This window comes from Brucella pituitosa, from assembly GCF_965577835.1.
GTDB lineage: Bacteria > Pseudomonadota > Alphaproteobacteria > Rhizobiales > Rhizobiaceae > Brucella > Brucella pituitosa.
Genome location: NZ_OZ264093.1, coordinates 1,212,921 through 1,236,847, shown reverse-complemented (window position 1 = coordinate 1,236,847; position 23,927 = coordinate 1,212,921). Strand labels below are relative to the sequence as shown.

Genomic DNA, 23,927 nt, shown 5'->3' with positions numbered 1-23,927 from the left:
TTAAGCCCTCTCGCCCTTGATGGAAACCGGGCCTAGTGGGTAGCGAACATTGTAACGCTCAACCCATTCCTTATAGCTGCCGCGTGCGCCGGGGAAGCCGATATAGGTCCACGACTGCATGCCGTGATTGCCGCCATACATCGGATCAGCAAAATAACCTTCCTTGGTATTCTGCAACAGGATACCGAAGAAATCGCGCAATTCAGGTTGCAAGCCAACTTCACCCTTCTGAAGGGAAGTTAGTGCTGCGTCCTGCTGCTCGGCAGTCAGTGCCGAGAATGCAGCGCCATATTTCTGCTCGCACCAGCCGTTGAATGCTGGAATAGCCTGTCGATAGATCTGTGCAGGGTTAAGCGGGGTCTGCCAGCCGCGCGTCGGATCTGCCGAGGCATCATGCGGGCCAACCATGTACCAGTCGTCTGCGCGACCATAGTCGCCAGCAAGCTGAAGATCGATGAATACAGGTACACGGGTTTCGATAGCACCAGGGCCATCACCATCAGACGGGATCAGCCTTGCTGTTGCAGCAAGGATGAAAGTCCATTCAAGATCGTTAAAATATTGACGTTCGTATTGTTCAAGGGCAACAGGGGGCGTCGACTGTTGCGCCTGAGCTGACACAGCCAATCCTGAAAGCATCACGCTTGCTGCGGATGCTTTCAAAAAGCTGCGCCGGCTCGGATAGCCGGGGAGGTCGGTCATTTGTCGTTTCCTGCCGATTAGGTGGGTAAGACGGTTAAATTTGTTTCGGGGGGGCTCCATATAAAATGGCAGTATGAAACAAAGCGCCTCGTTATACAAACATTTGCCACAATTCAAATTTCGCAAATCCGGTTTGTTTATTGCCAGTGACGCTCAAGGCTACGTGCGGGGCGTCGCTACATATCGAAAAATTTTCTAATAGAATAATGAATTCAATGAGATAAATTGTTCAGAATATCGCTAAAACTTGCGATTTAATTTCATATTTTCTCATATGCACAAAACCGTGATCAGGCTCGAAATCCCCTCCTCCGAGCCATAACTAAGTCACGATTCTCTTGGCATTCGCGGCAAACTTGCCAGCAGTTTTCGCGTATAGCCATGTTGCGGATTGGCAAGAATGTCGCGCGTATTGCCCTGTTCAACGATCCTGCCCTTTTCAAGCACGATCAGTCTTTCACAAAGCAAAGCCACAAGTGCAATATCGTGTGAAACAACCACGAAAGTCGTGCGCTTTGACAAAGTTTGCATCAGTTCGATAATGCGAGCACGGGTCGTGAGGTCGAGTGCGCTTACCACTTCATCGGCAATGATGAGATCGGGATTGGCGACGATCGCCCGCGCAATTGCGATACGCTGACGCTGACCGCCGGAAAACTCGTGCGGATAACGTGTGGCTGCATCTTCTGGCAGATCAACGGCAGCCAGTGCCTGCGCGACAGCCTGCGCAATGTTCGTCTCGATTTTCAGCGAGCGCAGCGGTTCAGCAATGATGTTGAACACGCGCTGGCGCGGATCAAGCGAGGAGTAAGGGTCCTGAAAAACCGCCTGTACCGAGCGACGAAAGCCGCGCATAAAACTGCGGTCTTTGATGTTGAGCTTCTGGCCGCGAAAATTTACATCGCCGGACGTTGCAACCTGCAATCCAAGCAGCAGTTTGAGCATGGTTGTCTTGCCGGAGCCCGATTCACCCACAATGCCAAGATTGCTGCCGCTCTCAAGCGTGAGGTCAATGCCATGCAGCACGGTTTTGCCGCCACTATAGGCAAAGGATACGTTGGATAAATCAATGAGGCTCATCGCGCCACCTCCAATGCAGCGTCGAAGGCACGCGCGGCAGCAACCAGTCCCTTGGTATAGTCTTCTACCGGCTTTGCAAAAAGTGCGGTCACTGGCCCCTGCTCTATCAAGTTGCCATGTCTGAGCACGAGTGCCCGTTCGGCAATGCTTGCGACAACCGGCAGATCATGGCTGATGAACAAAAGCCCCATGCCTTCATCGTGAACGAGTTGCTCAAGCAGCTTGAGGATTTCCGCCTGCGTCGTCACATCGAGCGCTGTTGTCGGCTCGTCGGCGATCAGCAGCTTCGGACGACAGGCAAGCGCCATGGCAATGGCTGCGCGCTGCCGCTGGCCCCCTGAAATTTCATGCGGCCATGAGCGCGCAATGCGGGTCGGTTCCGGGAGGGAAACGCGTTCCAGAAGCCCGATAACCTCGCGTTTGAGTTCCGCTTTGCCAAGCTTGCGGCCATCGCGCGATGCGCGGCGCTGCACCACTTCTGCGACCTGTTTGCCAATGCGCATCAGCGGATCAAGCGCGGTCATCGGTTCCTGAAAGACGGTAGCGACACTTCGCCCGCGCAGCGGAACAAGCGCACGGTCCCGTGCACCGATAATCTCATGACCATCGAGCGTGATCGAGCCGGTTGCTTTCATTCCGTCGGCAAGCAGTCCCATCACCGCCAATGCTGTCAGTGATTTGCCTGAGCCGGATTCACCGATCAAGCCGACGCGTTCGCCCTGCGCAACCGAAAAAGACACGCCTGAAACGAGAACGCGGCCTGCTGTTTCGATCGCAAGATTTTCAACGTTCAGCAATGGGCTCATCGTTGCCTCCTCCGCGTTGGATCGGCCACATCGCGCAAGCCATCTGCAAAAAGATTAAGCCCGATGACGAGCGAAACGAGTGCCAGACCCGGTGCGATTGCACCGAAGGGAGCTGTATAAACCGAAGCCTGCGCTTCCTGCAGCAACCGTCCCCAGGATGCATTTGGTGGTGGCGCGCCAAGCCCAAGATAAGACAATGAAGCTTCGGCGATTACAGCAAGCCCGAACTGCAGCGCGAAATTGACAATCAGTGTCGGCCAGATGTTCGGCAGCACATGGATACGAACGACACCGAGCCACGAAGTGCCGGAAATGCGCGACGCCGTAACATAATCCATCGCCAGAACGCGTTTGGCGAGAATGCGGGTCAATCGCGCGACGATGGCTGATGCCGCAATGCCGATTGCGAGAATAGCGGTCGAAAGGCTTGCGCCATCGCTTGAAGCGACGATCAGCATAGCGAGCAACAATGTCGGGAAGGCAATCAGAATATCGAGCGTTGCAGCCAGCATATCGTCGAGTGTCTGCGTCGCAAAAGCGGCCAGAACCCCGATGGTGACGCCAATCACAGCGCTGATGGTGACGGCTCCAAGCCCGACAAAAAGCGCGATACGCGAGCCGACCATGATCTGCGTCATCAGATCGCGACCGAGGCGATCCGTGCCTGCCCAGTGCTCCCATGATGGCGCTGCCAGCCGTCCGCCAACCATATCGCCGGCGCCGTAAGGCGTCCAGAACAGGGTAAGCAGGGCTACAACGACATGCATACCGACAAGGATACCACCCACTACGAGCGGCCAAGGTAATCGGAAACGTTGCGAAGTTGTGGTGATGCTGCTCATGCGCGGCCTCCCGCAGACCTGCTGCGCAATCGCGGATCGATCAAACGTTGCACCAGATCGGCAGCGAAGCCCACCAGAAGAACCAGAAGCGTCGAGACAAACAAGACGCCTTGCACGTTAGGATAATCACGCTGCTCAATACCCAAAAGCAGCATGGAGCCGAGGCCAGGGAGCGAGAAAACGCGTTCCACCACCACAGCGCCGAGAAGCGTAGAGGCGAGTTCGATGCCAAGGATGGAGATCACCGGCACCGCGCCATTGCGGATGCCATGGCGGATCAGCGCTTGCGAGAACGTAGAGCCCAGCGCGCGCGCCGTGCGCAGATAATCGCTGCCCAGAACGTCCTGCGTTGCCGAACGAACATAGCGGATAAGCGATGCCGACATGACAATGGCAATGGTGATGACAGGCAATGTCAGCGACTGAAATGCAGCAGGTGCTGATTGCCATCCACGCGATGGAAAGCCGCCCGATGGAAACATGCGCAGTTTCACCGCGAACACCCACACCAGAAGAATGCCGATCCAGAAAACAGGCACTGCGATGCCCAACTGTGAGATCACTGAAATGATCGAGCCATACCAGGTTTTCTGACGCACAACAGACAGGATGCCGAGCGGCACGGCGATGATGATTGCGAGCACAAAAGCCATCAGTGTCAGTGGCAGCGTCACGATCAGGCGTTTGCCGATTTCGGTCAGAACAGGCGCACCGCTGACAAAGGAATTGCCGAGATCAAAGCGCACAAGTGAGCCGATGAACTGTGTGAATTGCTGATAAAGCGGGAGATCGGACCCGACCTGCTTGCGCGCAGCTTCAATCTGTGCGGCATCCGCACCAACTGATACGAGCGCATTTGCCGGATCGCCCGGCAAAAGGCGCAGCAGCAAAAACAGAACGATAGCTGCAATAAATACCGACAGGATCAGAATGGCCGAACGGCGCAGAATATAGGCAAGAATGGCGAATACCTCTCGGGCATGAGGAGCAGTTTTTAGCCACTCAAAAATGCTATAACGCCGCCGGAAAATAATTCAGGCGGCGCTCTCTGTCGAGCATCAGTTCTTAATTATAGACAACCGATTAGTCTGCTGATTTCACAATATCATAGGCAAAGAACTGCGAGTTCAGGCCATTAACCGGATAGCCGGTAACCGACTTTTTTGAGACCACGATCTGCGGATAGAGATAAAACCAGTTGCTGGCTGCATCTTCTGCAATGATCTTGTTGGCTTCGGTCAGCTTGGCCGTCTGTTCATCGGTCGTGGAGCTGGCTTCGGCTTCCTTGATCAGATCAACAACCTTCGGGTTGTTATAGCCCCAATAGAAATCCGGATTACCATAAAACACGATATCACGGTGGTTCACATGCTCCTGCAAAGTCGCCTGGAAATCATGCGCCTTATAGACCTTTGTGTACCATTCATTGGCCGTGATGATGTTGATGTTCACCTTCACGCCGATCTTTGCCAGTTCGCTCTGGATGAACTGCGCGGCAATCGGGTGCGGATCGTAATTCGGTGTATCGATGGTGAAGCTGAAGCCATCCGGATAGCCTGCTTCCTTCAAGAGCTCCTTGGCGCTTTCAGGATTATAGGCATCCACACCGGTTAAATCGACATACCACGGATCTGTTGGCGGAACAAACGAGCCAATCAGCGTGCCATAGTCGCCCCAAACGGCATTCAGCAGCTTCTTGTCGTCGATGGCACGCGCCAGTGCCTTACGAACCTTCACATTGTCGAAAGGCGCAACACGGTCGTTATAAGCGAGAAGCAGCTTGGTCGTGGACTTCCCTTCACTGACGGTGAAATCAGGATTATCCTTGAACTGCGCCAGCGAATCCGGGCTCTGAACCGAGGTGATGATGTCAACCGAGCCTGTCAGAAGCGCATTGTTGAGCGCGCTCGCATCGGTGAAATACTGGAAGACAACTTCTTCATTTTTCGGCTTGGTGCCCCAGTAACCATCAAAGCGCTTGATGGCGAGCGATGAACCGCGGCGCCAATCTTCCAGCGCATAAGGTCCAGTACCGTCTTCCTTCGACTGGAAGTCAGTCGCTTCGTCATTCACGACCCAGACATAGCTGAGATTGTATGGCAGCGAGATCGAGCGGGACGAAAGCTTGACGACGACTGTTTCATCATCCGGTGTTTCGACGCCAACAATGGTCTTGAGGCTGCTTTTGCGCGAGCTTTTGGATTCAGGCGCTGCAACACGCTCGATGGAGAACTTGACGTCCTTCGAGGTCAGCGGCGCGCCTGAATGGAATTTGACGCCCGGCTGAAGCTTGAACGTATAGGTCAGGCCATCGTCGCTGACGGTGTATTCCTTCGAAAGAACTGGCTCAACCTTGCCATCGTCATCCAGACGGAACAATGCTTCATAAACATTGCCGTTGAAGGCCTCGTTAATGCCCTGCCCTGCGCCTGCAGTGTTGTCGAGGTTCTGCGGCTCATAGAGCGATCCGATATTGATAGTGGCGTCCGGGTCGCTTTCTTGTGCGTGCGCCTGAGCGAACGAACCGAATGCGAGCGCAACGGTCAGCGCCGTGGTCAGGCCCCAGTTACTCAACTTCATTTTGCGATTAAGAATGGTCAAACCGCTCATTTTATTCTCCTGCTTCGAGGTCGCCATAAGGGCCTCAGTTGATACAGGTTATACAGCGACCGTCTGAGCCTCGATAAGCGGCGGAGCTGTGCTATACGGGGATTCTTTAGAAGATTATTCTATAATAAATAAAATTGGTAGATGATTTATCCTTCACGATAGACTGATATCCACCCAACTTTAAAAATTGAGTTACCAAGCAGCCCAGTCTTATATAGACGACGACAAACCAAAGGCTTCGCGAAGCCCCATCACGGCCCGGTGGCATTGAGAGAACATAATGAGCCAGATCAATCGCGGTAGAACCCAGTCTCTTCTCGAAGCGGAAGGGCTTGATGCACTTGTGCTGTTTCAACCTGAAAACTTCCGCTATGCAACCGGTGTTGCAGCCGGTGTTGCGACGATGTGGGGTCGGGCGGGTTCGGCAATTGCGCTGGTGCCAGCCGATGAAAAGGCAAAACTCGGTGCCGTCATCAGCGATCATGCCTATGCTGCGGCAGCGCATCTTGGCGACAGGATTGATTTCCGCACACACCGCATCTGGATCGACATGGTTATGGTCGAAAATGCCAGGACAATTGAAGATATCAATGCAGCCTACAGGCAGGCAAACAATGTCGGCCCGCGTGCTGAAACTTTCGATCAGGATGCAGCTTTCAGGCTTCTAGGCGAACTACTGGCAGAGCGCGGACTTTCCAAAGCAAAGATCGGTATTGATCTGGAGTTCATGCCGGCGGCTGATTTTGCGGCTCTCAAAAAAGCGCTTCCATCAGTTGACTGGCGGGATGCATCAACTCTCGTCAAGCGCTTGTGCCTCATCAAGAATACTCATGAAATCGAGTATCTGCGCAATGCAGCACACTATGCGGAAAGCGGGCTGGAAAATATGCTGAAAACCGCCCGACGCGGTTCCAGCCTGAATGCGCTTTCGGCAGCCTGGCTTGATGGAGCAACACAGGAAGCCAGCCGGAATGGTCAGGCTCTTTCCGGGCATTGGGCTTATATCTCGACGGGCCCTGATCTTCAGGACATGAAGGCCGAGCTCAAAGAAGGTGATCTTGTGAAAGCCGATGTCGGCACCCTCATCAACGGCTATTCGTCGGATGGTGCGCGCACTTATGTCTGCGGCCAGCCTGATCCGCTTGCGAGTGAGATCTACAAGGTGTTGCAGGAGAGCTTTGCCGTGGGCGAAGCATTGTTAAAGCCCGGAACGCGGTTCTGCGATGTTCATGCTGCGATGCTTGGCACCATGCGGCAGAGCGGTTTCAGCGAATATTATCGCGGCCATTTTGGTCACTCGGTGGGTGCGGCCGTTGGCATTGAAGAATGGCCTTTCATCTCAAGCAGCAACGAAATGCTGATTGAACCAAACATGGTGTTGGCTCTGGAAACCCCGTTCTATGCTAACGGGCTCGGTGCTCTGATGATTGAAGAACAATTTCTGATTACAGAAAGCGGTGCGGAAAGCATGAACAGGCTTTCACGCGAATTGACGCCCATCGGATAGAAATACCCTATGAGCGAAACTTAATCGCCGCTTGCGATAGTCCTGTCGCGGAGGCGACGTTTCCATGGCCACTCACCATCGATTTCCTCTTCCAGTGAAAAGCTGAGGAAGGTTCTGATCAGAACGATCAGGCCCAGCAGGCCAACACTTTCCCATGTAAGCGGGGAAATAATGGTAGCGATGATATCCGCACCGATCAGGATTTCGAGGCCGAGCAGAATGCCGCGACCAAGATTGGCGCGATAGCGCGTATAGGCTTTCTCGCCCGAAAGTACGAACACGTCTTTAAGATAACCAAGCGTTGCAACGGCGACACCGATCAGGATCACTGCCACACCAAAAAATTCAAGAGCAGACGCCATCGGCTCCAGAATTGGCGCAATCAAACTTACGAATTCGCCGCGTTCCACACCCGCATTCATGTTTGCGCTCCCCAGTGCCCATTAGTCTCAAACTTGAGCTTAGTTCGGAAAACTTAAAAAAGATGCGGCAAGCATTCCTGCCGCGTGGCTGTAACCCGAGTTGTTCCGCGTGTGCTTAACAGCCATTTTTCGGCCTCATAGTGTTCACATATACTTGAATAAATCGTGTCATATTGGACACTCAGCCCGTTTCAAGGCTTTATTGTTCACATTTTGCGATACATTCTGTGAACCATATGCTGTCTAGGCGCGGCCGATGGAAAGGCCTATCTCTTGCTCATCGAAACGACGAACAAACCGTCGCTTCACAAAACCAAGGAGATAGAAAATGAAAAAGTTTGCTCTTGCTGCCGTAGCCGTTGCCCTTAGCGCCGGTGCCGCTTTCGCTGAAAACCCAAATGTTGGCACCCCTGCCGATCTTTATGCAAACGACCGTACACCCGTTACAACCCAGCAGGTTGATAACACTGCAACCGCTTCCATCGGCCAGTCGTCGTTCCAGGATGGTTCGGCTCATCGCTTCGGTGATGCATCGCCTTCGAGCTTCCAGAACTAAGCCCGACTTTTAATGCGCGCATCTTATCCGAAAACCGCTTCACACTTTTCGGGATGCGCTCAAAACAATCCCGCCTGACGGAATAATCCGAACGGCACCCCAGTTATCTCCCCGGTGGATGGCATTGGTGTCACCCCGGTGTCCCCGGAAGCACTGATGCCATCCAAAGGGGCGATTAGAAGGAATAGAAAAATGAAGAAGTTTGCTCTTGCTGCCGTAGCCGTTGCCCTTAGCGCCGGTGCAGCACTCGCTGAAAATCCACATGTTGGTGAACCTGCCGATCTTTATGCAAATGACCGCACGCCAGTTGCAACCCAGCAGGTTGATAACACTGCAACCGCTTCAATCGGCCAGACAACCACCTATCAGGACGGCTCCGCTCATCGTTTCGGTGATGCGTCCCCATCAAGCTTCCAGAACTAAGACCCGCGGAAGCAGGTCCAATACAAAAAGGCGAAGCCTCTTCAGGCTCCGCCTTTTGTTGTTTGTGGGGAAGCGCCTATTATTCCATCCGTGTAATGATCGCTTTGATTTCCCGCTCAAAGAAATCCGAAAATGCCGCAATACGTGGCGGCAGTTTCTGGAATGGCGGATAATAAAGAGTAAGCCAGAGCTGCGGCGGCGACCATTCCGGCAAAATCTGCACGAGCCGTCCGGTGCGCAGATGTTCAGCCACAATGAAGACAGGCAGTATTGCGACTCCTGCCCCGTCGGCCGCCATATTGGCCAGCACTTCACCATTATTCGCGCTTATCATACGTCCGGCGGAAATATTGACCGTCGAACTTCCATCAGACAAAATCCAGTTTTCGCGGCGACTTTGAAAACTATAACCTAAGCAACCATCAACGGTCAGCTCGGTCGGATGCTTAACATCGACGAAAACCGTACCGGGGGCCGCAACCAGAATGCGCTTGATCGCACTAATCTTGCGCCAGATTGTAAATTTATCAGACGGTGCGCCTGAAATGCGGATCGCGAGATCAAAATCCTGCTCGACCATATCCAGCATCTGATCGGTCAATGACAATTCTATTTCAATCCTGGGATAGAGCTCACGAAATGCAGAAAGTATTTGCGGCAACACCTGCTGACCAAGCGACATCGGCGCATTGATCCGCAAACGTCCCTGATCGGCCTTATGAACATTCATCAGTTCCAGCCGAGCCACCTCCAGCGCCGTGACCGCTGGCTCGATACGGGCTGCAAACACAGCCCCATCAGTGGTCAGCGAGACTTGCCGTGTCGTGCGCACGAAAAGCTGGACGCCCAGCTCTTCTTCAAGTGCTGCGATTGTCCGTGTGACGGAAGCCGGCGTCATATCCAGCTCTCGCGAAACCTGCGCAAAATTACGCTTCTCAGCGGCCAGTAGAAACGTCTTGAGGGCTTTAAGCTCGTTCATTCGTTCATTTCCACTGATGCAATATAGTTACAACCATTGCATCAGTGGTTATCAACAATCAACCCGCAGCAGTTACTTGCTCACGGGCAAACCATTTCCCGTCCATGCTTCGAGTCCACCGCGATACCAGAAAGTAGTCCAGCCGAGCATAGCTGAACGCAGTGCAGCATTATAGGACGAACGGTCATTCATGCCCTTGCCGAAAAACACCACGCCAACACTTCTGTCACCACCAGCCTTCTCGTTGAGCCACTCATCCAGCGCCTGCTGCAGACTATCTGTAACGCTGCCATCGCGCCCGGCATCTACGAGAGAATAGGCGTTCTGCATGGTTTCCTGCAAACCGCTGGTATCAACGAAAAGAGTTTTACGTCCGTTCGCGATGATCTTCACAACTTCAACGGTGGTGATAATCGTTGCTTTGGCATGCTTGCTGGGCGTTGGCCCGGTATATGGCGACTGGAACAGCACCATGCTTGCAGCCACGCCGTCATCACGCAGTTCATCCAGAGTCGCACCTGCCGCACCGCCTGAAGCTGGCGCGGATGCATTGGTTGGCTGTCCTGCAGCATCTCCCTGCGCACTTCCTGTCTCAACGTCAGAAATCATAACCGCCAGATGTTCGAACAGGTCATAACACATGGTAATCGAACCCTCTTTCGGGTCGTACCATGCATTCAGCTGATCACAGTCACGGAACGTGACCGTTATGGGTCTTGGCAGCACATAGGTCTGGGACAAGCCATCGAAATAACCTGTCAAAGCAGTCGAGAGCTTTGTGGCGTAGAAATCGCCCACTCTGCGCGAAGAAGGCTGAAAGACCGTCTTGATTGTTGCGCCCGGGGCATTTGCCGGTTGTTCGCCTTCCGGGTGCCATTCGCCGGAACGCGTGTGAGGGGCGAGGATTTTGCGCCATGCGCGATTTTGCTTGTTGAATTCATCCGAACAACGAAAACGCGTGCGCTCATCCAGCTTCACCCCATCGGCAATCGAGCTGAAAACTTTCGGGTTGCCGCCATACATAATGCAAAGCATATTGCGAAAGCGCTTAAGATCGGCCGTGTGCTCATCCTGCCATGGAGAAGGCGAACTGCCCTTCATCTCGTTGATTTTGCCGCTATAATACCACTGCAATGCCGCATAGCTTGCGCTGCCAATTGCCATGTCGTCGATTTCTTTATCACCGGACGGATACATTGTCGGTTCGACAATTTGCAAAGCGGAATAGATATCGACAGCATCCTCTTCAGGGCCGGTCGATGGGAGTTGCAATTCCCCAATCAACGCATGTCCAAATTCATGCGCAAAGATGCTGCGCACCAGTCCGTAATAAACTGATGCGATACGCCCCCCATCCCCGCCAAAGTCGGGCAGAGGACCAGAAACTCCTGCCGCACCTGATGCAGGTTGAGAACCATTGCCGGTCGTTTGCGGTGCTGGTTGGGAACCGGTATCAGCTGTCTGTGGTGCCGAACCGCCACCCTGCCCGCTTCCAACAATTGGTTGCGTCGGGACGTTCTCGCCGTCAGACGTGATGCTGAAATTAGCGATCCCGAACATTCCAATATCGTAAGCCATTACGCCGATTTGTGCGCCGAGGGCCGGTGAACCCTGAACGTCGCCGATCATTCTTCCATTCAGAAGGAAGCGTGTCACGCCGGGAACATCGATCATCTCGATGACATCGGTACCGTCGAGCCTGGCTACATTCGGTATAGTTGCAATATTGCGCTGCTGACCATTTTCCATGCAGAACAGCTTAACGCTCTTATCTGCGACGACCTCCATCAGACAGATCGCTTTATTGGCTGGGTTTGATGCAACCAGCCCCAGCGAGGCGCCTGATTTGGATGAGTTAACTGCAATCGTTACCTTCGTTGCGCGTCCGGCTTCGGGCGCGGGTCCGGCATTGACGACCAGTGTCTGCTCAGTACCGCTGGACTGCTGGTTGTTGAGAACGAACCAACCGTCATTGGCGGAACCAGTCCATCCCTGAACAATCTGCGAGGATACAGCTGAGGCAAGCGGGCCGAGTTCCCTCTCAAATTCGGCATGGGCAGGAAGATTGGACGCGATAAAACTCGCGAAAAAAACCGCACCCAAAAGACGCATTCGAAAGTCCCCATTCCGCTAATGTCATCAATATGGCGCGGCACTTATCGCGGATAGCAAGGCGCCCAAAACTATGATCTGCCATTCAACTCGTTTATTGCAATACGATTCAACAGATTGATGTCAATCAGTAATTGCTCATTCGCCTAAGCAGATGGTGGATTACCACCCAATAAATTGGCCCTCAATCTACGATTTGGAGAACCGGACTATCTATGTTGCAACTCGCGCCGCCCTTTTGAGATCATCACCCAACCGATGACCGTCAATATTCCGCCACCGATTGCCATTGGCAATACAAGGACGAACAACCAGAACAAAAATGCCGTAGCTGCATCGTTACGACCTGACGCTACGAGATTCGCTCCTTCCTGCATCTCTGAACCAGATACAAATACCGTCGCGAGCAAACCGAGGAGGATAACAGCTCCCAGCACAAAGCAGCCCCAACCAATTTGAAGTTTGCGGGTTGTAAATCGGGACAACCAAATAGCGCCCACAACCACCACCAAAACCTGCACAAGTATAGTGATGATAATTGCACTATTAAGACCGTCTGCATTGGCTGTTGCAGTGGTTACGGTGTCCATCTGGGCTGGGAAAAAGGCCATTGCTAACGGAGCCAGGAGGCCAAAACCAAAACGTGCCAATAGAACGCCAAACACGATACTAATAAGCCACTTGGTCCATACTGAGTTCATCAGACATCTTTCCTGGAGCCGTTTCGACCCGGTTGAATCGGATCGGCACGAATTGCCTTACATTAGCGAACACTAGACGGAAGATCGGAGAGAGGTCAATTCAGTATTGTCCACAGAGCAGACAATTGACTCATCTGGGAATGTTTGTAATGCGATAGCGAATGATTGCTTTCGTTCTGGCTGAAGATGCGGAAGTTCCAATTATCTATTGCGAGCCGTCATCAATGCTTTCCAGTAGTGCAGGCATTAGACCAAAACTAAGAAAGCATCTGAAATGAACCGAACACTGCGCGCACTTGTCATGGCATCAACCATCAATGCAGCTTTCGCAATCTCCTTCGTTGCCATTGGAAACGCGGGGCCTGCCGCAGGAGCTGAAACGGTGGTCGTGCAGGCGGAAATACAAGAGCAGCCTGCACCCGAAACAGACACGTTCGGACGTTCTCAATTCATTCTGTCTGGCAATCCGATCATCCCACCGCGCGATTACGGCAAGGGATTGCAGCTTCCTGATACAAATGAATACAGCCCGGATGAAAGCGGAACGATCTACGATATTGCTTTTCTCGGGATCGAAAATGGCGAAATGCAGTTTGAGGTCCGCGGCTACTCAATCGCAGATTTGAACTCCCCTGCGACAGGACAGACTTCATCTTTCCCGCAAGATCAGAAGACCATTGAAATACGCGATATTGTTATTGAGATTGAAGAAGTCACGGATGGTAGCCTGACTTACAAAATCGTGTATCGCAAGTAATCGGTCGTTATGCCGTGAGTTTGGCCCATTCAGGCGCAGTGCCATCATCCTCAAGCCCGCCATTTAGCGCAAATTGGTCGAGGGTCATGGCATCCAAAACGCCGACGATTGCCTCGCGGACAAGCAACATGGAACGGCGAACCTGACATGCCTTGTGATCCTCGCAATCTTCGCAAGGTTCATAAGCGGTGCGACTGGCACAACGGATAGGTGCCAGCGGTCCATCCAGAACGCGGACGGCCTGGCCGATCGTGATTTCGCTGGCTGGTTTTGCCAAACTATAACCGCCACCCGGCCCTTTCTTTGAACGCAAAATACCGTCGTTGCGCAACTCCAGCAGGATCGCATCCAGAAATTTCTTTGAAATATTGTTCTTGGCTGCAATTTCCGCAACAAATGCGCTCTCACCTGGAGGAAGCAAAGCAAGGTGTGCCAACGCCTTTAGGCCGTATTTCCCCTTTTTCGTAAGCATGCAACCCTCCGCCGATTTGGTAGATTGTGCATTTGCACTAAATCGAGCGGATTAATAGTCTTTTACAACTGACCAAATGTCACATTCAGTCAGCTGATGGATTTTATCTGGAGCGCATCCGAAAAGTGCGAAGCGGTTCAGTGAGAGACACACAGATTGCCCGAATGCGACTTGGCGGATGCTGGCTTGTTCAACTCGTAAAGTTCGGCAATTTCCGTCGCGACGAGCTCCTGAAGCTTCCATAGATTGCGGTCGCGGATGCCCTTTTCTTCCAGATGCTTGACTGTAAGATAGAGGTATTCTGCGCAGGAACCAATGTGCCCACAGGCACGCGCCAGAGTTCGGGCCACTGTCTCAAGCGGCAAACCGTTCAACACACGGTCTCCGCGGGGGCCCGCCCAGAATGTAAGCGCCCTTACAGGCCCCTCAGGTGTTTCAAGAAATACCCAGCGAATGCTCGATGCATCGCTAATCGAGCTGATCTCGCGGCGGATCATACGTTGAATCTGACCCAATCTGTCTTCGTCAGAGAGCCGAAAAGCGATCCCATTACAACTGCCACCTCGCCTTAAAGCAAGCATCAAACCCGGCTGGCTTTGTGTGCCGCGCCAGCGTGTCAGCCGCAAGCAAAACGACCTGTGCCAGCCTCTCAATCCACCATAACGCCAGTCGACAGCATTGAAATCAGGTTTCCAGATCAGCGAGCCATAAGCAAACACCCACAATGGATCTTCACCGCTTTCAAGATATAGTTTTTCAGAAAGTTTTTGCACATCAAGATCGGTCATCGGAGCTTTGTTCGGCTCCGGCCCTCGATCTACTTCCGCCCGAATGCTTAGCGAAACCAATTCTTCAGTCAGCGTCATTCTGGATGTAAAATCAGTCAATGCACTTCTTCCCGTTCAAACTCACTTCGCGCCGGACCATGAAACCCGATCATTATGAAATGAATATGCCGTCATGCTCAAGCCCGCAAAGACGCCTTTGCATCGTCAAGCTGCCGGATTTTTGAAAACAAAACTTCACGATCAGATAAATGACGTTCAAACAGAGCAATGAAAATTGTATTATCAGCGATATGCGGCAGTGGAGCGGACTGAGCACGGCGCAAGCTCTCATTTGCCGCCTGCTTGGCGGTTTCAACTGCAGCCAATAGTGACGCAATCGTCCCTCGCGCTTTCCCGCTGTCGGCATAGCTCGGTGATGAAGAATGCTGATAGTCTGACTGCGCTTGCATCATAATCACATCTCCTATCAATGACATTTACGATTTAAGGGCTGACATCGATTGTAGCCTCTAACGCGCGGCAGAAACGAGGCACTTCAAGCTATTCATGCGCAGAAATCAGAAATATCGGTATTTGATAGATCGCGATTAATGGAAAAAAGCCCCATACGAGAAGTGGCGACCAAAGCCGCCACTTCATTACTCACAGTGTGAAAACTGATTTCACTGCCAGATCAGAACGAACGCTGGAAGCGGACCACACCCTGCCAGGCGTCCTGACCTTTAAGGATCGAGTTCTTGTCATCCCATTTGGTGTAGGAAACCTGTGGTGTGATGGTGAAACCCGGAACCAGCTGATAGGCAACGTTTGCACTGGCTGCGAAGGTCTTGGCGTCTTCATAGGCCAGCTGAACGTTAAAGACTGCCTTGCTGGTGGCTTTGAACTTGGCACCACCCCAGACTGCCCAGTCGCCGCCCCATGTTCCATAGAAACTGTCGATGACACGCACACCGCGATAGGTGCTGCTACCACCGTCATGGACGACAGTACCTCCAGCATCGTAGTGGACATAGTGATCATCATTCGACTTATATGCGCCGAGCAGCCAGAGAGAGAACTGTTCAGTTACATTGACATCGAGACGAACCTTCCCGGCCCACTCTTCGTTGACGGCATCATAGGCGGCGACACCGGCAATCGACCCCCAACTCTGCGCATATTTCAAACCACCGACCACATGTGGTGTGTAATCATCGATTACGCCATTCCAGTCGACATCAACATTATTACCCTGCTCAAGCGCGATGATGGCCGAAAAGCCGTTTCCGCCCTTGAAAGTGTAGCTGATCTGGTTGGTGCGATAGCCACCGGCGCTGATAACGTCGTCATTCAGCACATCACCGAAATATCCAGTGAAGGTATAAAATGCCGTGTCATCCAGACCAACGCGAAAGCCGCCCAGCTGAATGTAAGCGCGGTTGAGGGTGGTGCCGGCATCCACGCCATTGCCGAAGTTAAAGCGCGTTTCGGTAAAGGTCGAAAGCGTGCCGAGTTCGGTTTCCGAAGCCGTCGATGTGCGCAATGTGAAACGTGTGTTGTTGGTCCAGGTATCGTAAGATTTGCCGCGCGGGCTCAGATTATAGGCACTTCCGTCCGGAGCACGGCTGATGCCTGCACCACGGTAGTAGACGTTATCACCTCCCCTCAGGTCATAACGAACATAACCATGGATACGCAGGCAAGTTTCAGTGCCCGGAATGTAGAAATAACCCGCTCCATAAGCATCGCAGACGCGGACATATTCTACAGCTTCTGGTTCCGGCGCGACGATTGCATCGGCCGCATTTGCATTCGTCACCCCGAGAACAGCAAATGCCGAACCGATTACAGTGTTTTTCAGAATCATAATTATCCCCACTAACAATAAACAAAATCGTTCTATTTCAGAGAGATAATCCGATTAAGGCAATTATATCTAATTATTGTAAAATATATGACAAATAATATTTTATATAATAATATTCAAAATTGATATAATCACACATCTCAACAAAATTATATTCTATAGATTTGACCAGAAGAAATAATATAAATTATATAATATTGTTTACTTGCTCATTATTTTCTTTTGCATTCAATAATAGTCGAACCAGCCGCTAATCCGCTATGACTGGTTCTTGAAACAGCGACAAATAGCGCTCTCCGCTATCGGGCAGAACGGCAACGATGGTCTTTCCCGCATTCTCCGGGCGCTTCGCGATTTGAAGGGCCGCAGCAATGGCCGCCCCGGAAGACGTGCCAACCAAAAAGCCCTCTTCCCTTGCAACTGAAAGCGCCGCACGCCGGGCTTGCTCTGTCGTCACGGCAACGATTTCATCGACAATAGCCTTGTCGTAATTCTCTGGCAGAATGGTCTCATCGATCTCAGTGACTTTATGGACGCCTTCAATAGTCTCTGCTCGCGGATTATCGATTGAAGGCACTGAATCTGCCGTTGGCTCCACCAGAATGACACGAAGAGAAGGCTTCTTTTCCTTGAGATATTTACCCGCGCCGGAAATGGTGCCCCCCGTACCCACGGTGCTCACCAGAATATCCACCGCGCCATCCGTATCACGCCAGATTTCCGGACCGGTCGTTTCGAAATGGATTGCCGGATTGGCAGGATTGGACCGTTGACCGGTATAGTAGGCGTCAGGATTTTCGCTGCGAATACGATCAAGCACCTTTTGCAGAGCCCCTGGCTCCAGCAGCTCGTCATTATCAATCAGCACAATTTCGGACCCGAACTGGCGTAGGATATTGATCTTGTCTTCGCTGATCGTATCACGCAGATAAAACTTCGTCCGATAGCCCTTTGCGGCAGCAACGGCCGCAATACCAATCCCGGTATTTCCGCTCGTCAGGTCTACCAGAAGATCGCCCGGCTTGATTTGACCTCCGCGTTCGGCATCACGAATAATCCCCCATGCCGTGCGGTCTTTGATGCTTCCAGCAGGATTGAGATACTCGATCTTTGCGAGAATACGCGCAGAGAGATCATTGAGTTTCTGCAAACGCACGAACGAAACCAGAGGCGTATTGCCGACAAGCTCCGAAAAGCCATTGTATATTTTACCCACAATCCACTCCCTCTTACTGACAGCATTAATATTCAGCGCTTAATTTTCGTCAGATATTGAATTTTATTAAGAAAATTATTCACTTAGTTCATTCGGCTCATAGATTTTTACTCCATAACGGACGACCAACTTGCATTTATATCCGCACGTCAGCATCACTCAGATCATCATGAATGATGTCCCTTGTTCAACAAGCTGACCGGATTCGCGCGAGCCTTCTGGATCGCAGCTGCGAGGGTCGAAAAGCTTAAATCTTCACGCACTGACCATCGAAATCGTATCCACCCATTCTGATCCACGAGAACGCTTGTCTCTTGGGACGTTGGTGTCAAAAGCTGCACAGCAAGAGCCGCAGTCTGGTCGGGAACATCGCATTTTTTTGCCCCACCATCGTTGTCGACGGCAAAGACATTCAGCTGCTGACTCTGAAGACTAAGCAACCAAAAGCTGTCAGATTGGCGCCCCACGTCATGCCGCTCCTCATCGCAATAGACCGTGATCCGTGGGCTCGCAGCCGGATAAACTTCACCATCAGGCGCAGGCAAACTGATCGTCCGGGTGGAAGCAATCATGCGGATATAGTCTACAATCGACCATGCGGTTTTCGCGTCCAAAGCCGTTTCAAAACCGGGCATGGATTGCCGACCATCTTGCAGCTGCTTGCCATGCATGATTGTCCAAAAGATTTCGCCGTCACTACGGTCAGCAAACAAGGGCGCGGTCAGATCTGGTGGCCATACCGGATCGCCAGTGGCCTTCTCCCCACGACCGCGCCCGTCATTGCCATGACAGGAGGCACAATTGCCTCCGAAAGCCGCCGCGCCGCGCGCAATTGCGATAGATGTATAGGATGTGAGCGAGCGCAGAAAACTTGCTTCATTGGCATCCTGAACAAACAATCCGATGCGTGGTGGCTGAAACAATGCAAAGCCTGTAACAGCAACGACAATGATCGCTGGCCAACGCCATTTCGGCAGAAACAGACAGCCGATACCGATCAGAAGTGCCAGCAGAAGTGGCTTGAAGCTGCGCCATGCGGCATCGACAAGAAACGCATCACCCAGAATATTGTCGCGCAAACGATAGGCAAAAGGCCAGATAATGTCCTCATGCACGCCGGGTGGTTGGGTCGCGAGAAGGGATGCTGCGAGAAACACCATGAGGCCAATAGTTGCTTCAAAGATCAGCGCATAGCGAAGCCCTTTGCCGCTGCTGCCGTCACGGCTCAGCCAGAAGCGATTAAGTGCTGCAAGTGTCAGCATGGCAGCCAGAAGCGCGACCTTAATGATCATGATCCTGCCGTAAGTCGTACCAACCAGCCCCGGTAAACCACCCGTCAAAAGCCATCCGGCAATTGTGGCTCCTACAATAAGAACTGCAACAAAAACAATGCCAAACAGAGAAAAGCGCCGCGCGGCCTGAAGGCCTTCAACACGCGAAACACGTAAGAGAAGATAGAGCGGCAAGAGCGATCCGAACCACAGCGCGCCTGCAATCACATGCGCTGATACGGCCAGCGGTAGCCAGATAGTCTCAGCTGCTGCGGCGTGTCCCATGCGTATCTGAAGACCAAGCGCCAGAACAGCGATCAAAAACAAAATGATACGGATGGCTTGAGATTTTATCGCGTACGGCAGAAGCAAAGCAGCAAGCACGATTGCCAAAGCGCGCAGGCCTGATGCAATGCCGAAGGCAGTTCCAATAAGTCCGCTTGGGAGAAAAGCGAATGCGTCGAAAAGACTATTCGCACCTGAGAGCAATGAGAACTGAAGTGGCACCCACAGAACCAGTCCAAAGGCGCTGATTGCCACGGAATAGCCGCAAATTAGCCACCAGAATCTCACAAAAGCCGCAAGTTTGCTTTCGCTTATTGTGCTGGGAACGAGCAATATCCGAAAAAACATCGCCCCTGCAAGCATCGCAAGGCCCGCAAAATTGAGGCATCGCACAAGCGCAATGACGATATCAATTCCAGTCATTGCGCCCGGCGACCTTAATTAGCAATCTTGAATTTGAACGCGCCTTCGGTGCGGTGCGTATCGACCGACGCAGCGCCCCACTCGACCGTATAAGTACCCGGCTTCAAAGCTGGCGGTGTGACCGAGAGCGTCTTTGTGTTGCCGTCAATATGTTCAGGCTTACTGGTCTCGATAGTCGCCCCGCTCTCATCTTTCAGGACAAGTTTGCTAAGGCCGAGTTCCAGCGCTTCGGTATATTCGATGGAAACAGTGGCAGGCGTTTTATTGAGCACAGCGTCTTCGGCTGGCTCGGATTGTGCGAGATGAGCATGAGCATAAAGTTGCGTCATCGACCCCAATAAAAGGGCCGTTGTAAGAATTGCTTTTTTGAACATATTTCTTTCCTGTTTTTACCAGTCGGCATCCAGCCCAAGATGCGCAAGCGCCTGCCTGCGCAGTTCCGCTAGTCGCGGATCGCCGCGATGGCGTGGATAGCTGAGATCCACTTTAAGTTCGGCTTCGATGCTTGCCGGACGGTTACCAAAGATGATGACCCGCTGCGCAAGGAAAATCGCTTCCTCGACATCATGTGTGACGAGCAGTGTGGTAAAGCCGTTGCGCTGCCAAAGATCCAGAAGCTCAGCCTGCATGGCAAGCCGCGTCAGGGAATCGAGTTTCCCCAATGGCTCATCCAGAATGAGCAATTTCGGATCATTGACGAGCGCACGCGCCAAGGCTGCACGCTGCGCCATGCCGCCCGAAAGCTGGCGCGGATAAGCATTGGCAAAAGCCGACAATCCCACCAGCTCAATCGCTTCATCGATCCGGTGTCCCTGAGTTTTCAGCACGCCACGCGCCTGAAGCCCCAAAGCCACGTTGTCCCGCACCGTTCGCCACGGATAAAGTGTGGGGTCCTGAAAGACCACCACGCGCGACGGATTTGGTCCGAGGATTTCCTCGCCATCGGCCAAAATCCGCCCTTCGCTTGGCGGTTCCAACCCGGCAGCGAGCCGCAAAAGCGTACTCTTGCCGCAACCCGATGGGCCCAGAATAGCGACAAACTCACCGGGTTTCACATCAAGCTCGATGTGGTTGAGAACCGGCAATGACTTACCTTCAAGACCAAAGCGATGGCTCACATTCTCAACCTGAATATGAAAGCCACGGCTTTCATCAGCAGAGGCGGCAGGCGTTTGTTTGAGGGCAGCATTCACCATTTCACATCCCCCTTCTGCCATGTCAGAACGCGATCACGCACCGTAAAGAGCAGCGTAATCAGACCGGAAAACACAATCGCCATGATGATGAGCGCGCCATAGAGATTGTTATAGGCCGCCCAGCCTTGTGCCCATTGCAGATACCAGCCGAGACCGGACTTGACGCCCATCATTTCGGCGGCGACCAGCACCGAGAAAGATGCACCCAACCCCATGAAAAGACCGACAAAAACATGCGGCAATGCTGCAGGAATTGCGACACGCAGTATCAGGAACAACTGACTGGCGCCCAAAGTGCGGGCAACATCGTAATAGGCTTTATCGACACTCGCCACGCCCGACCATGTCAGAATCGTAAGCGGGAACCATGTTGCAAGCGCGATGAGAAAGACTGCTGCTGAAAAGCCTGACGGGAAGAAATAGAATGCCATCGGCAGCAGTGCAGTCGAAGGAATTGGCCCCAGAAACCGCAACACCGGATGAACCCAATAACCGATTGCCTGTACCCAGCCGATGGAAACACCAGTCAGAAAGCCCGCAATCGCACCAAGCACAAAACCCGAAGCCAGCAGCTTGAACGAGTTGTAGAGGCTGTCGAGCAGACGCGGCCAATCATCGAGATAGACTTCGAGCAGAGACGAAGGCGGCTGGAAAAACGGCACAGGGAGCCATGCAAACTTGGCCGTAAGCAATTCCCAAACACCAAAAAATACCGCCAGAGCCGTCAGCCATGGCGACCAGTAAACCAGCCTTTTGCCAAATGCCGGATAGACCGCAACCAATGCTGCACCGACTGCCAGAAGGATCGTCCAGCCGATGAACAAGCCATTGGTTTCACGAACATAAAGCGGCTCAGCAAAACCAACCACCACATTGGGAAGGAAGACGGAAATAGCACTCACGATGGCCCAGGCGATCACCGCCACGAAGGGCCATAGCGAACGGCGAAGCGCGGAGGGCAGAGCCTCCCGCGCATCGTCCTTGGACGAGATATAGACGGCGTCAGGTGATGACATTGGCGACGATCTTTTCGGCAAATGCATCCGTGTTTGTGTTTGGCCGGATGACATTGATGATCTTGAGTTCGTCCACGAACAGAGCGACATCCTTGCGCAAGGCATCACCCGTCGAATGGTGGTCATGCGTGTGACTGCGCAGGATACGCGCCACATTGAACCCCAGCGTTACAAAACGGAGACGGGCGCCGCCTTTTTCATCTCGATGCCCTGGTGGTGCTGCTCTTCGGTGCCCGACCGACATGAGAACACATCACCACAACAATGACCCAGACAGACACACAGGTGGCTGCTCACTGCAGCTCCAGCAGCAGCCTCCCCTGGCATGAAGCTGGAGTGCCATGCCCACATCTCACTTTGACAGCTGAGGAAGAAAAATGACAAATACATACTGCAGTTCACTCCTCCCTCCTGATTCAAAAAAAAAATAAAAAATTAAAAAAAAAAAAAAAAAAAAAAAAAAAAAAAAAAAAAAAAAAAAAAAAAAAAAAAAAAAAAAAAAAAAATCCAACCCAGCCCCTAACAAAAAAAAAAATTTTCTGCTCTTGAATAAAATAAAATCAAAAAAAACAAAAAAAATAAAAAAAAATAACAAAAAAAAAAAAATGGTGGTGGTGGTGGTGGCACTGTTACAACAGTGATCAGCCTGGGTGGTGGTGGCAAAAAAAAAAAAAAAAAAAAAAAAAAAAAAAAAAAAAAAAAAAAAAAAAAAAAAAAAAAAAAAAAAAAAAAAAAAAAAAAAAAAAAAAAAAAAAAAAAAAAAAAAAAAAAAAATAAAAAAAAAAAAATAAAAAAAAAAAAAAAAAAAAAAAAAATTTTTTTTTTTTTTTTTTTTTTTTTTTTTTTTTTTTTTTTTTTTTTTTTTTTTTTTTTTTTTTTTTTTTTTTTTTTTTTTTTTTTTTTTTTTTTTCCTCCCTCCTTCCTTTCTTCCTTTTTTTTTCTTTTCTTTAACAGTTTGCACAAAAAAAAAAAAAAAAAAAAAAAAAAAAAAAAAAAAAAAAAAAAAAAAAAAAAAAAAAAAAAAAAAAAAAAAAAAAAAAAAAAAAAAAAAAAAAACAAAAAAAAAAAAAAAAAAAAAATCCAGCACATGGTCTCTCTCTGTCTGTCTCTCTCTCTCTCTCTCTCTCCTTTTTTTTTTTTTTTTTTTTTTCAGCAGACGCACAGTGAAAAAAAAAAAAATTTTTAATGCGGCTTTAAAATAACTTATTGATCAAAGTGGTGGGATTATTTAAAATTAAATAGACAGTTGAAAATTATTTCTTTTAAATTTTTCAATAATTCCTAAAATAGGAAAAGCCGAAGAATATATTCTTCGGCTTACGATAATATATACTTTAAACAAATTTATAACCCAAGCAATCGATAACCGCCACCGTGATAAAGAAGCGGCTCACCTCCGCCTGTCACAATCTTCAGTGCCCGTCCGATAATGATAGCGTGGGTATGGCGCTCAATAACGTCCTCAACCGCACAATCGACCGAGGCCAACGCGCCATGCAACGCCAGCGCGCCGCTTTCCAGTGCATACCACTCACCACCATCATAGCGAGCAGCCCCCTTGATACCATCTTTGCCCGCGAAACGATCAGCAATGGCCTGTTGACCGGCAGACAGAATATTGACGCAAAAATGGTTGTGACGGCTGATCACCGGCCAGACCGAGGAACCACGGTTGATGTTCACGATGATTGTTGGAGGATCGACAGACAGTGCCGTCGCTGACGTCACTGTTGCGCCCGTGCGTCCTTCGTCAAACCCCGCTGTAACAACGCTTACCCCACCCGCTAGCTGTCGCATAGCGGCCTTGAGTTCACCTGGAGAAACCTCGATATCTACAGGCTCTTCAACATACTGCGGAATACTCTCGCGGAGATATGTTACCGTTGATCCCATGTCTGTTTATTACTCCAGATTTAT

25 protein-coding genes are annotated in these 23,927 nt (G+C 51.3%); 4 read left to right on the top strand and 21 right to left on the bottom strand.

Translation table 11 applies throughout. The annotated features are described in order from the left end of the window. The 6 genes from ACSME1_RS17085 to ACSME1_RS17060 all read right to left on the bottom strand — a co-directional run bounded on the left by ACSME1_RS17085 (position 1) and on the right by ACSME1_RS17060 (position 6,040). On the bottom strand, positions 1-702 hold the full coding sequence (locus tag ACSME1_RS17085) for a gluconate 2-dehydrogenase subunit 3 family protein (protein ID WP_095444456.1): 702 nt from the start codon (positions 700-702) through the stop codon (positions 1-3). 327 nt (positions 703-1,029) lie between these two features. Beyond that, positions 1,030-1,782, bottom strand: coding sequence for an ABC transporter ATP-binding protein (locus ACSME1_RS17080; protein ID WP_105706329.1), 753 nt, complete (start codon positions 1,780-1,782; stop codon positions 1,030-1,032). Next, positions 1,779-2,588 carry an ATP-binding cassette domain-containing protein gene (locus tag ACSME1_RS17075; protein WP_105706331.1) on the bottom strand — a complete coding sequence of 270 codons (810 nt, stop codon included), beginning with the start codon at positions 2,586-2,588 and terminating at the stop codon, positions 1,779-1,781. Before ACSME1_RS17075 ends, ACSME1_RS17080 begins: the two co-directional genes overlap by 4 nt. Continuing rightward, on the bottom strand, positions 2,585-3,430 hold the full coding sequence (locus tag ACSME1_RS17070) for an ABC transporter permease (RefSeq protein WP_105706333.1): 846 nt from the start codon (positions 3,428-3,430) through the stop codon (positions 2,585-2,587). Before ACSME1_RS17070 ends, ACSME1_RS17075 begins: the two co-directional genes overlap by 4 nt. After that, positions 3,427-4,377, bottom strand: a complete 951-nt coding sequence (locus ACSME1_RS17065) for an ABC transporter permease (RefSeq protein ID WP_282183931.1) — start codon at positions 4,375-4,377, stop codon at positions 3,427-3,429. The genes ACSME1_RS17070 and ACSME1_RS17065 overlap by 4 nt, the downstream gene beginning before the upstream one ends. Before the next feature lie 136 nt (positions 4,378-4,513). Next, positions 4,514-6,040: an ABC transporter substrate-binding protein gene (locus ACSME1_RS17060; protein WP_100557048.1), complete on the bottom strand. Its 1,527-nt coding sequence runs from the start codon at positions 6,038-6,040 to the stop codon at positions 4,514-4,516. Positions 6,041-6,320: 280 nt separating this feature from the next. Between ACSME1_RS17060 and ACSME1_RS17055 the strand changes: the two genes are divergently transcribed. Next, positions 6,321-7,547, top strand: coding sequence for a M24 family metallopeptidase (locus ACSME1_RS17055; protein WP_105706337.1), 1,227 nt, complete (start codon positions 6,321-6,323; stop codon positions 7,545-7,547). 20 nt (positions 7,548-7,567) lie between these two features. Here the strand turns inward: ACSME1_RS17055 and ACSME1_RS17050 are convergent, their stop codons facing one another. Next, complete coding sequence (locus ACSME1_RS17050) at positions 7,568-7,969, bottom strand: DUF1622 domain-containing protein (RefSeq protein WP_105706342.1); 402 nt, start codon at positions 7,967-7,969, stop codon at positions 7,568-7,570. 328 nt (positions 7,970-8,297) lie between these two features. Between ACSME1_RS17050 and ACSME1_RS17045 the strand changes: the two genes are divergently transcribed. Both ACSME1_RS17045 and ACSME1_RS17040 read left to right on the top strand, forming a co-directional pair. Beyond that, positions 8,298-8,525, top strand: a complete 228-nt coding sequence (locus ACSME1_RS17045) for a hypothetical protein (protein ID WP_024900086.1) — start codon at positions 8,298-8,300, stop codon at positions 8,523-8,525. 192 nt (positions 8,526-8,717) lie between these two features. Beyond that, positions 8,718-8,948, top strand: coding sequence for a hypothetical protein (locus tag ACSME1_RS17040; protein ID WP_024900085.1), 231 nt, complete (start codon positions 8,718-8,720; stop codon positions 8,946-8,948). 79 nt (positions 8,949-9,027) lie between these two features. Here the strand turns inward: ACSME1_RS17040 and ACSME1_RS17035 are convergent, their stop codons facing one another. From ACSME1_RS17035 to ACSME1_RS17025, 3 genes are all read right to left on the bottom strand, one after another. Continuing rightward, positions 9,028-9,927: a LysR family transcriptional regulator gene (locus ACSME1_RS17035; RefSeq protein WP_024900084.1), complete on the bottom strand. Its 900-nt coding sequence runs from the start codon at positions 9,925-9,927 to the stop codon at positions 9,028-9,030. A 72-nt stretch (positions 9,928-9,999) separates the two neighbouring features. Further along, positions 10,000-12,039, bottom strand: coding sequence for a DUF4344 domain-containing metallopeptidase (locus ACSME1_RS17030; RefSeq protein ID WP_105706344.1), 2,040 nt, complete (start codon positions 12,037-12,039; stop codon positions 10,000-10,002). Between the two features lie 209 nt (positions 12,040-12,248). Then, positions 12,249-12,740 (bottom strand): hypothetical protein, encoded by a 492-nt coding sequence (locus ACSME1_RS17025; protein WP_024900082.1) that lies wholly within the window; start codon positions 12,738-12,740, stop codon positions 12,249-12,251. A gap of 274 nt (positions 12,741-13,014) precedes the next feature. Here ACSME1_RS17025 and ACSME1_RS17020 point away from each other — a divergent pair, with 274 nt between their 5' ends. Continuing rightward, positions 13,015-13,497 (top strand): hypothetical protein, encoded by a 483-nt coding sequence (locus tag ACSME1_RS17020; protein WP_051514972.1) that lies wholly within the window; start codon positions 13,015-13,017, stop codon positions 13,495-13,497. 7 nt (positions 13,498-13,504) lie between these two features. On the opposite strand, the gene ACSME1_RS17015 is transcribed toward ACSME1_RS17020, so the two are convergent. The 11 genes from ACSME1_RS17015 to ACSME1_RS16965 form a co-directional block, all read right to left on the bottom strand. Further along, positions 13,505-13,969 (bottom strand): RrF2 family transcriptional regulator, encoded by a 465-nt coding sequence (locus tag ACSME1_RS17015; RefSeq protein WP_024900081.1) that lies wholly within the window; start codon positions 13,967-13,969, stop codon positions 13,505-13,507. Positions 13,970-14,106: 137 nt separating this feature from the next. After that, a complete protein-coding gene (locus ACSME1_RS17010; RefSeq protein WP_165902920.1) occupies positions 14,107-14,835 on the bottom strand; it encodes a gamma-glutamylcyclotransferase in 729 nt (242 codons plus the stop codon). 98 nt (positions 14,836-14,933) lie between these two features. Next, positions 14,934-15,209 (bottom strand): hypothetical protein, encoded by a 276-nt coding sequence (locus tag ACSME1_RS17005; protein ID WP_024900079.1) that lies wholly within the window; start codon positions 15,207-15,209, stop codon positions 14,934-14,936. 221 nt (positions 15,210-15,430) lie between these two features. Then, the gene (locus ACSME1_RS17000) at positions 15,431-16,603 is read right to left on the bottom strand and encodes a porin (protein WP_105706347.1); all 1,173 of its coding nucleotides are present in this window, start codon (positions 16,601-16,603) and stop codon (positions 15,431-15,433) included. 250 nt (positions 16,604-16,853) lie between these two features. Continuing rightward, a complete protein-coding gene (locus ACSME1_RS16995) occupies positions 16,854-17,819 on the bottom strand; it encodes a PLP-dependent cysteine synthase family protein (RefSeq protein ID WP_105706349.1) in 966 nt (321 codons plus the stop codon). Positions 17,820-17,986: 167 nt separating this feature from the next. Continuing rightward, positions 17,987-19,798, bottom strand: coding sequence for a CopD family protein (locus tag ACSME1_RS16990; RefSeq protein WP_105706350.1), 1,812 nt, complete (start codon positions 19,796-19,798; stop codon positions 17,987-17,989). Positions 19,799-19,812: 14 nt separating this feature from the next. Beyond that, the gene (locus ACSME1_RS16985) at positions 19,813-20,172 is read right to left on the bottom strand and encodes a copper resistance CopC family protein (RefSeq protein ID WP_024900075.1); all 360 of its coding nucleotides are present in this window, start codon (positions 20,170-20,172) and stop codon (positions 19,813-19,815) included. A gap of 15 nt (positions 20,173-20,187) precedes the next feature. Continuing rightward, the gene (locus ACSME1_RS16980) at positions 20,188-20,994 is read right to left on the bottom strand and encodes an ABC transporter ATP-binding protein (RefSeq protein WP_024900074.1); all 807 of its coding nucleotides are present in this window, start codon (positions 20,992-20,994) and stop codon (positions 20,188-20,190) included. After that, positions 20,988-22,010 carry an ABC transporter permease gene (locus tag ACSME1_RS16975; protein WP_024900073.1) on the bottom strand — a complete coding sequence of 341 codons (1,023 nt, stop codon included), beginning with the start codon at positions 22,008-22,010 and terminating at the stop codon, positions 20,988-20,990. Before ACSME1_RS16975 ends, ACSME1_RS16980 begins: the two co-directional genes overlap by 7 nt. Next, on the bottom strand, positions 21,997-22,254 hold the full coding sequence (locus ACSME1_RS16970; RefSeq protein ID WP_435655054.1) for a hypothetical protein: 258 nt from the start codon (positions 22,252-22,254) through the stop codon (positions 21,997-21,999). The genes ACSME1_RS16975 and ACSME1_RS16970 overlap by 14 nt, the downstream gene beginning before the upstream one ends. Positions 22,255-23,354: 1,100 nt before the next feature. Then, the gene (locus ACSME1_RS16965) at positions 23,355-23,903 is read right to left on the bottom strand and encodes a flavin reductase family protein (RefSeq protein WP_024900071.1); all 549 of its coding nucleotides are present in this window, start codon (positions 23,901-23,903) and stop codon (positions 23,355-23,357) included. Positions 23,904-23,927 lie beyond the last annotated feature (24 nt).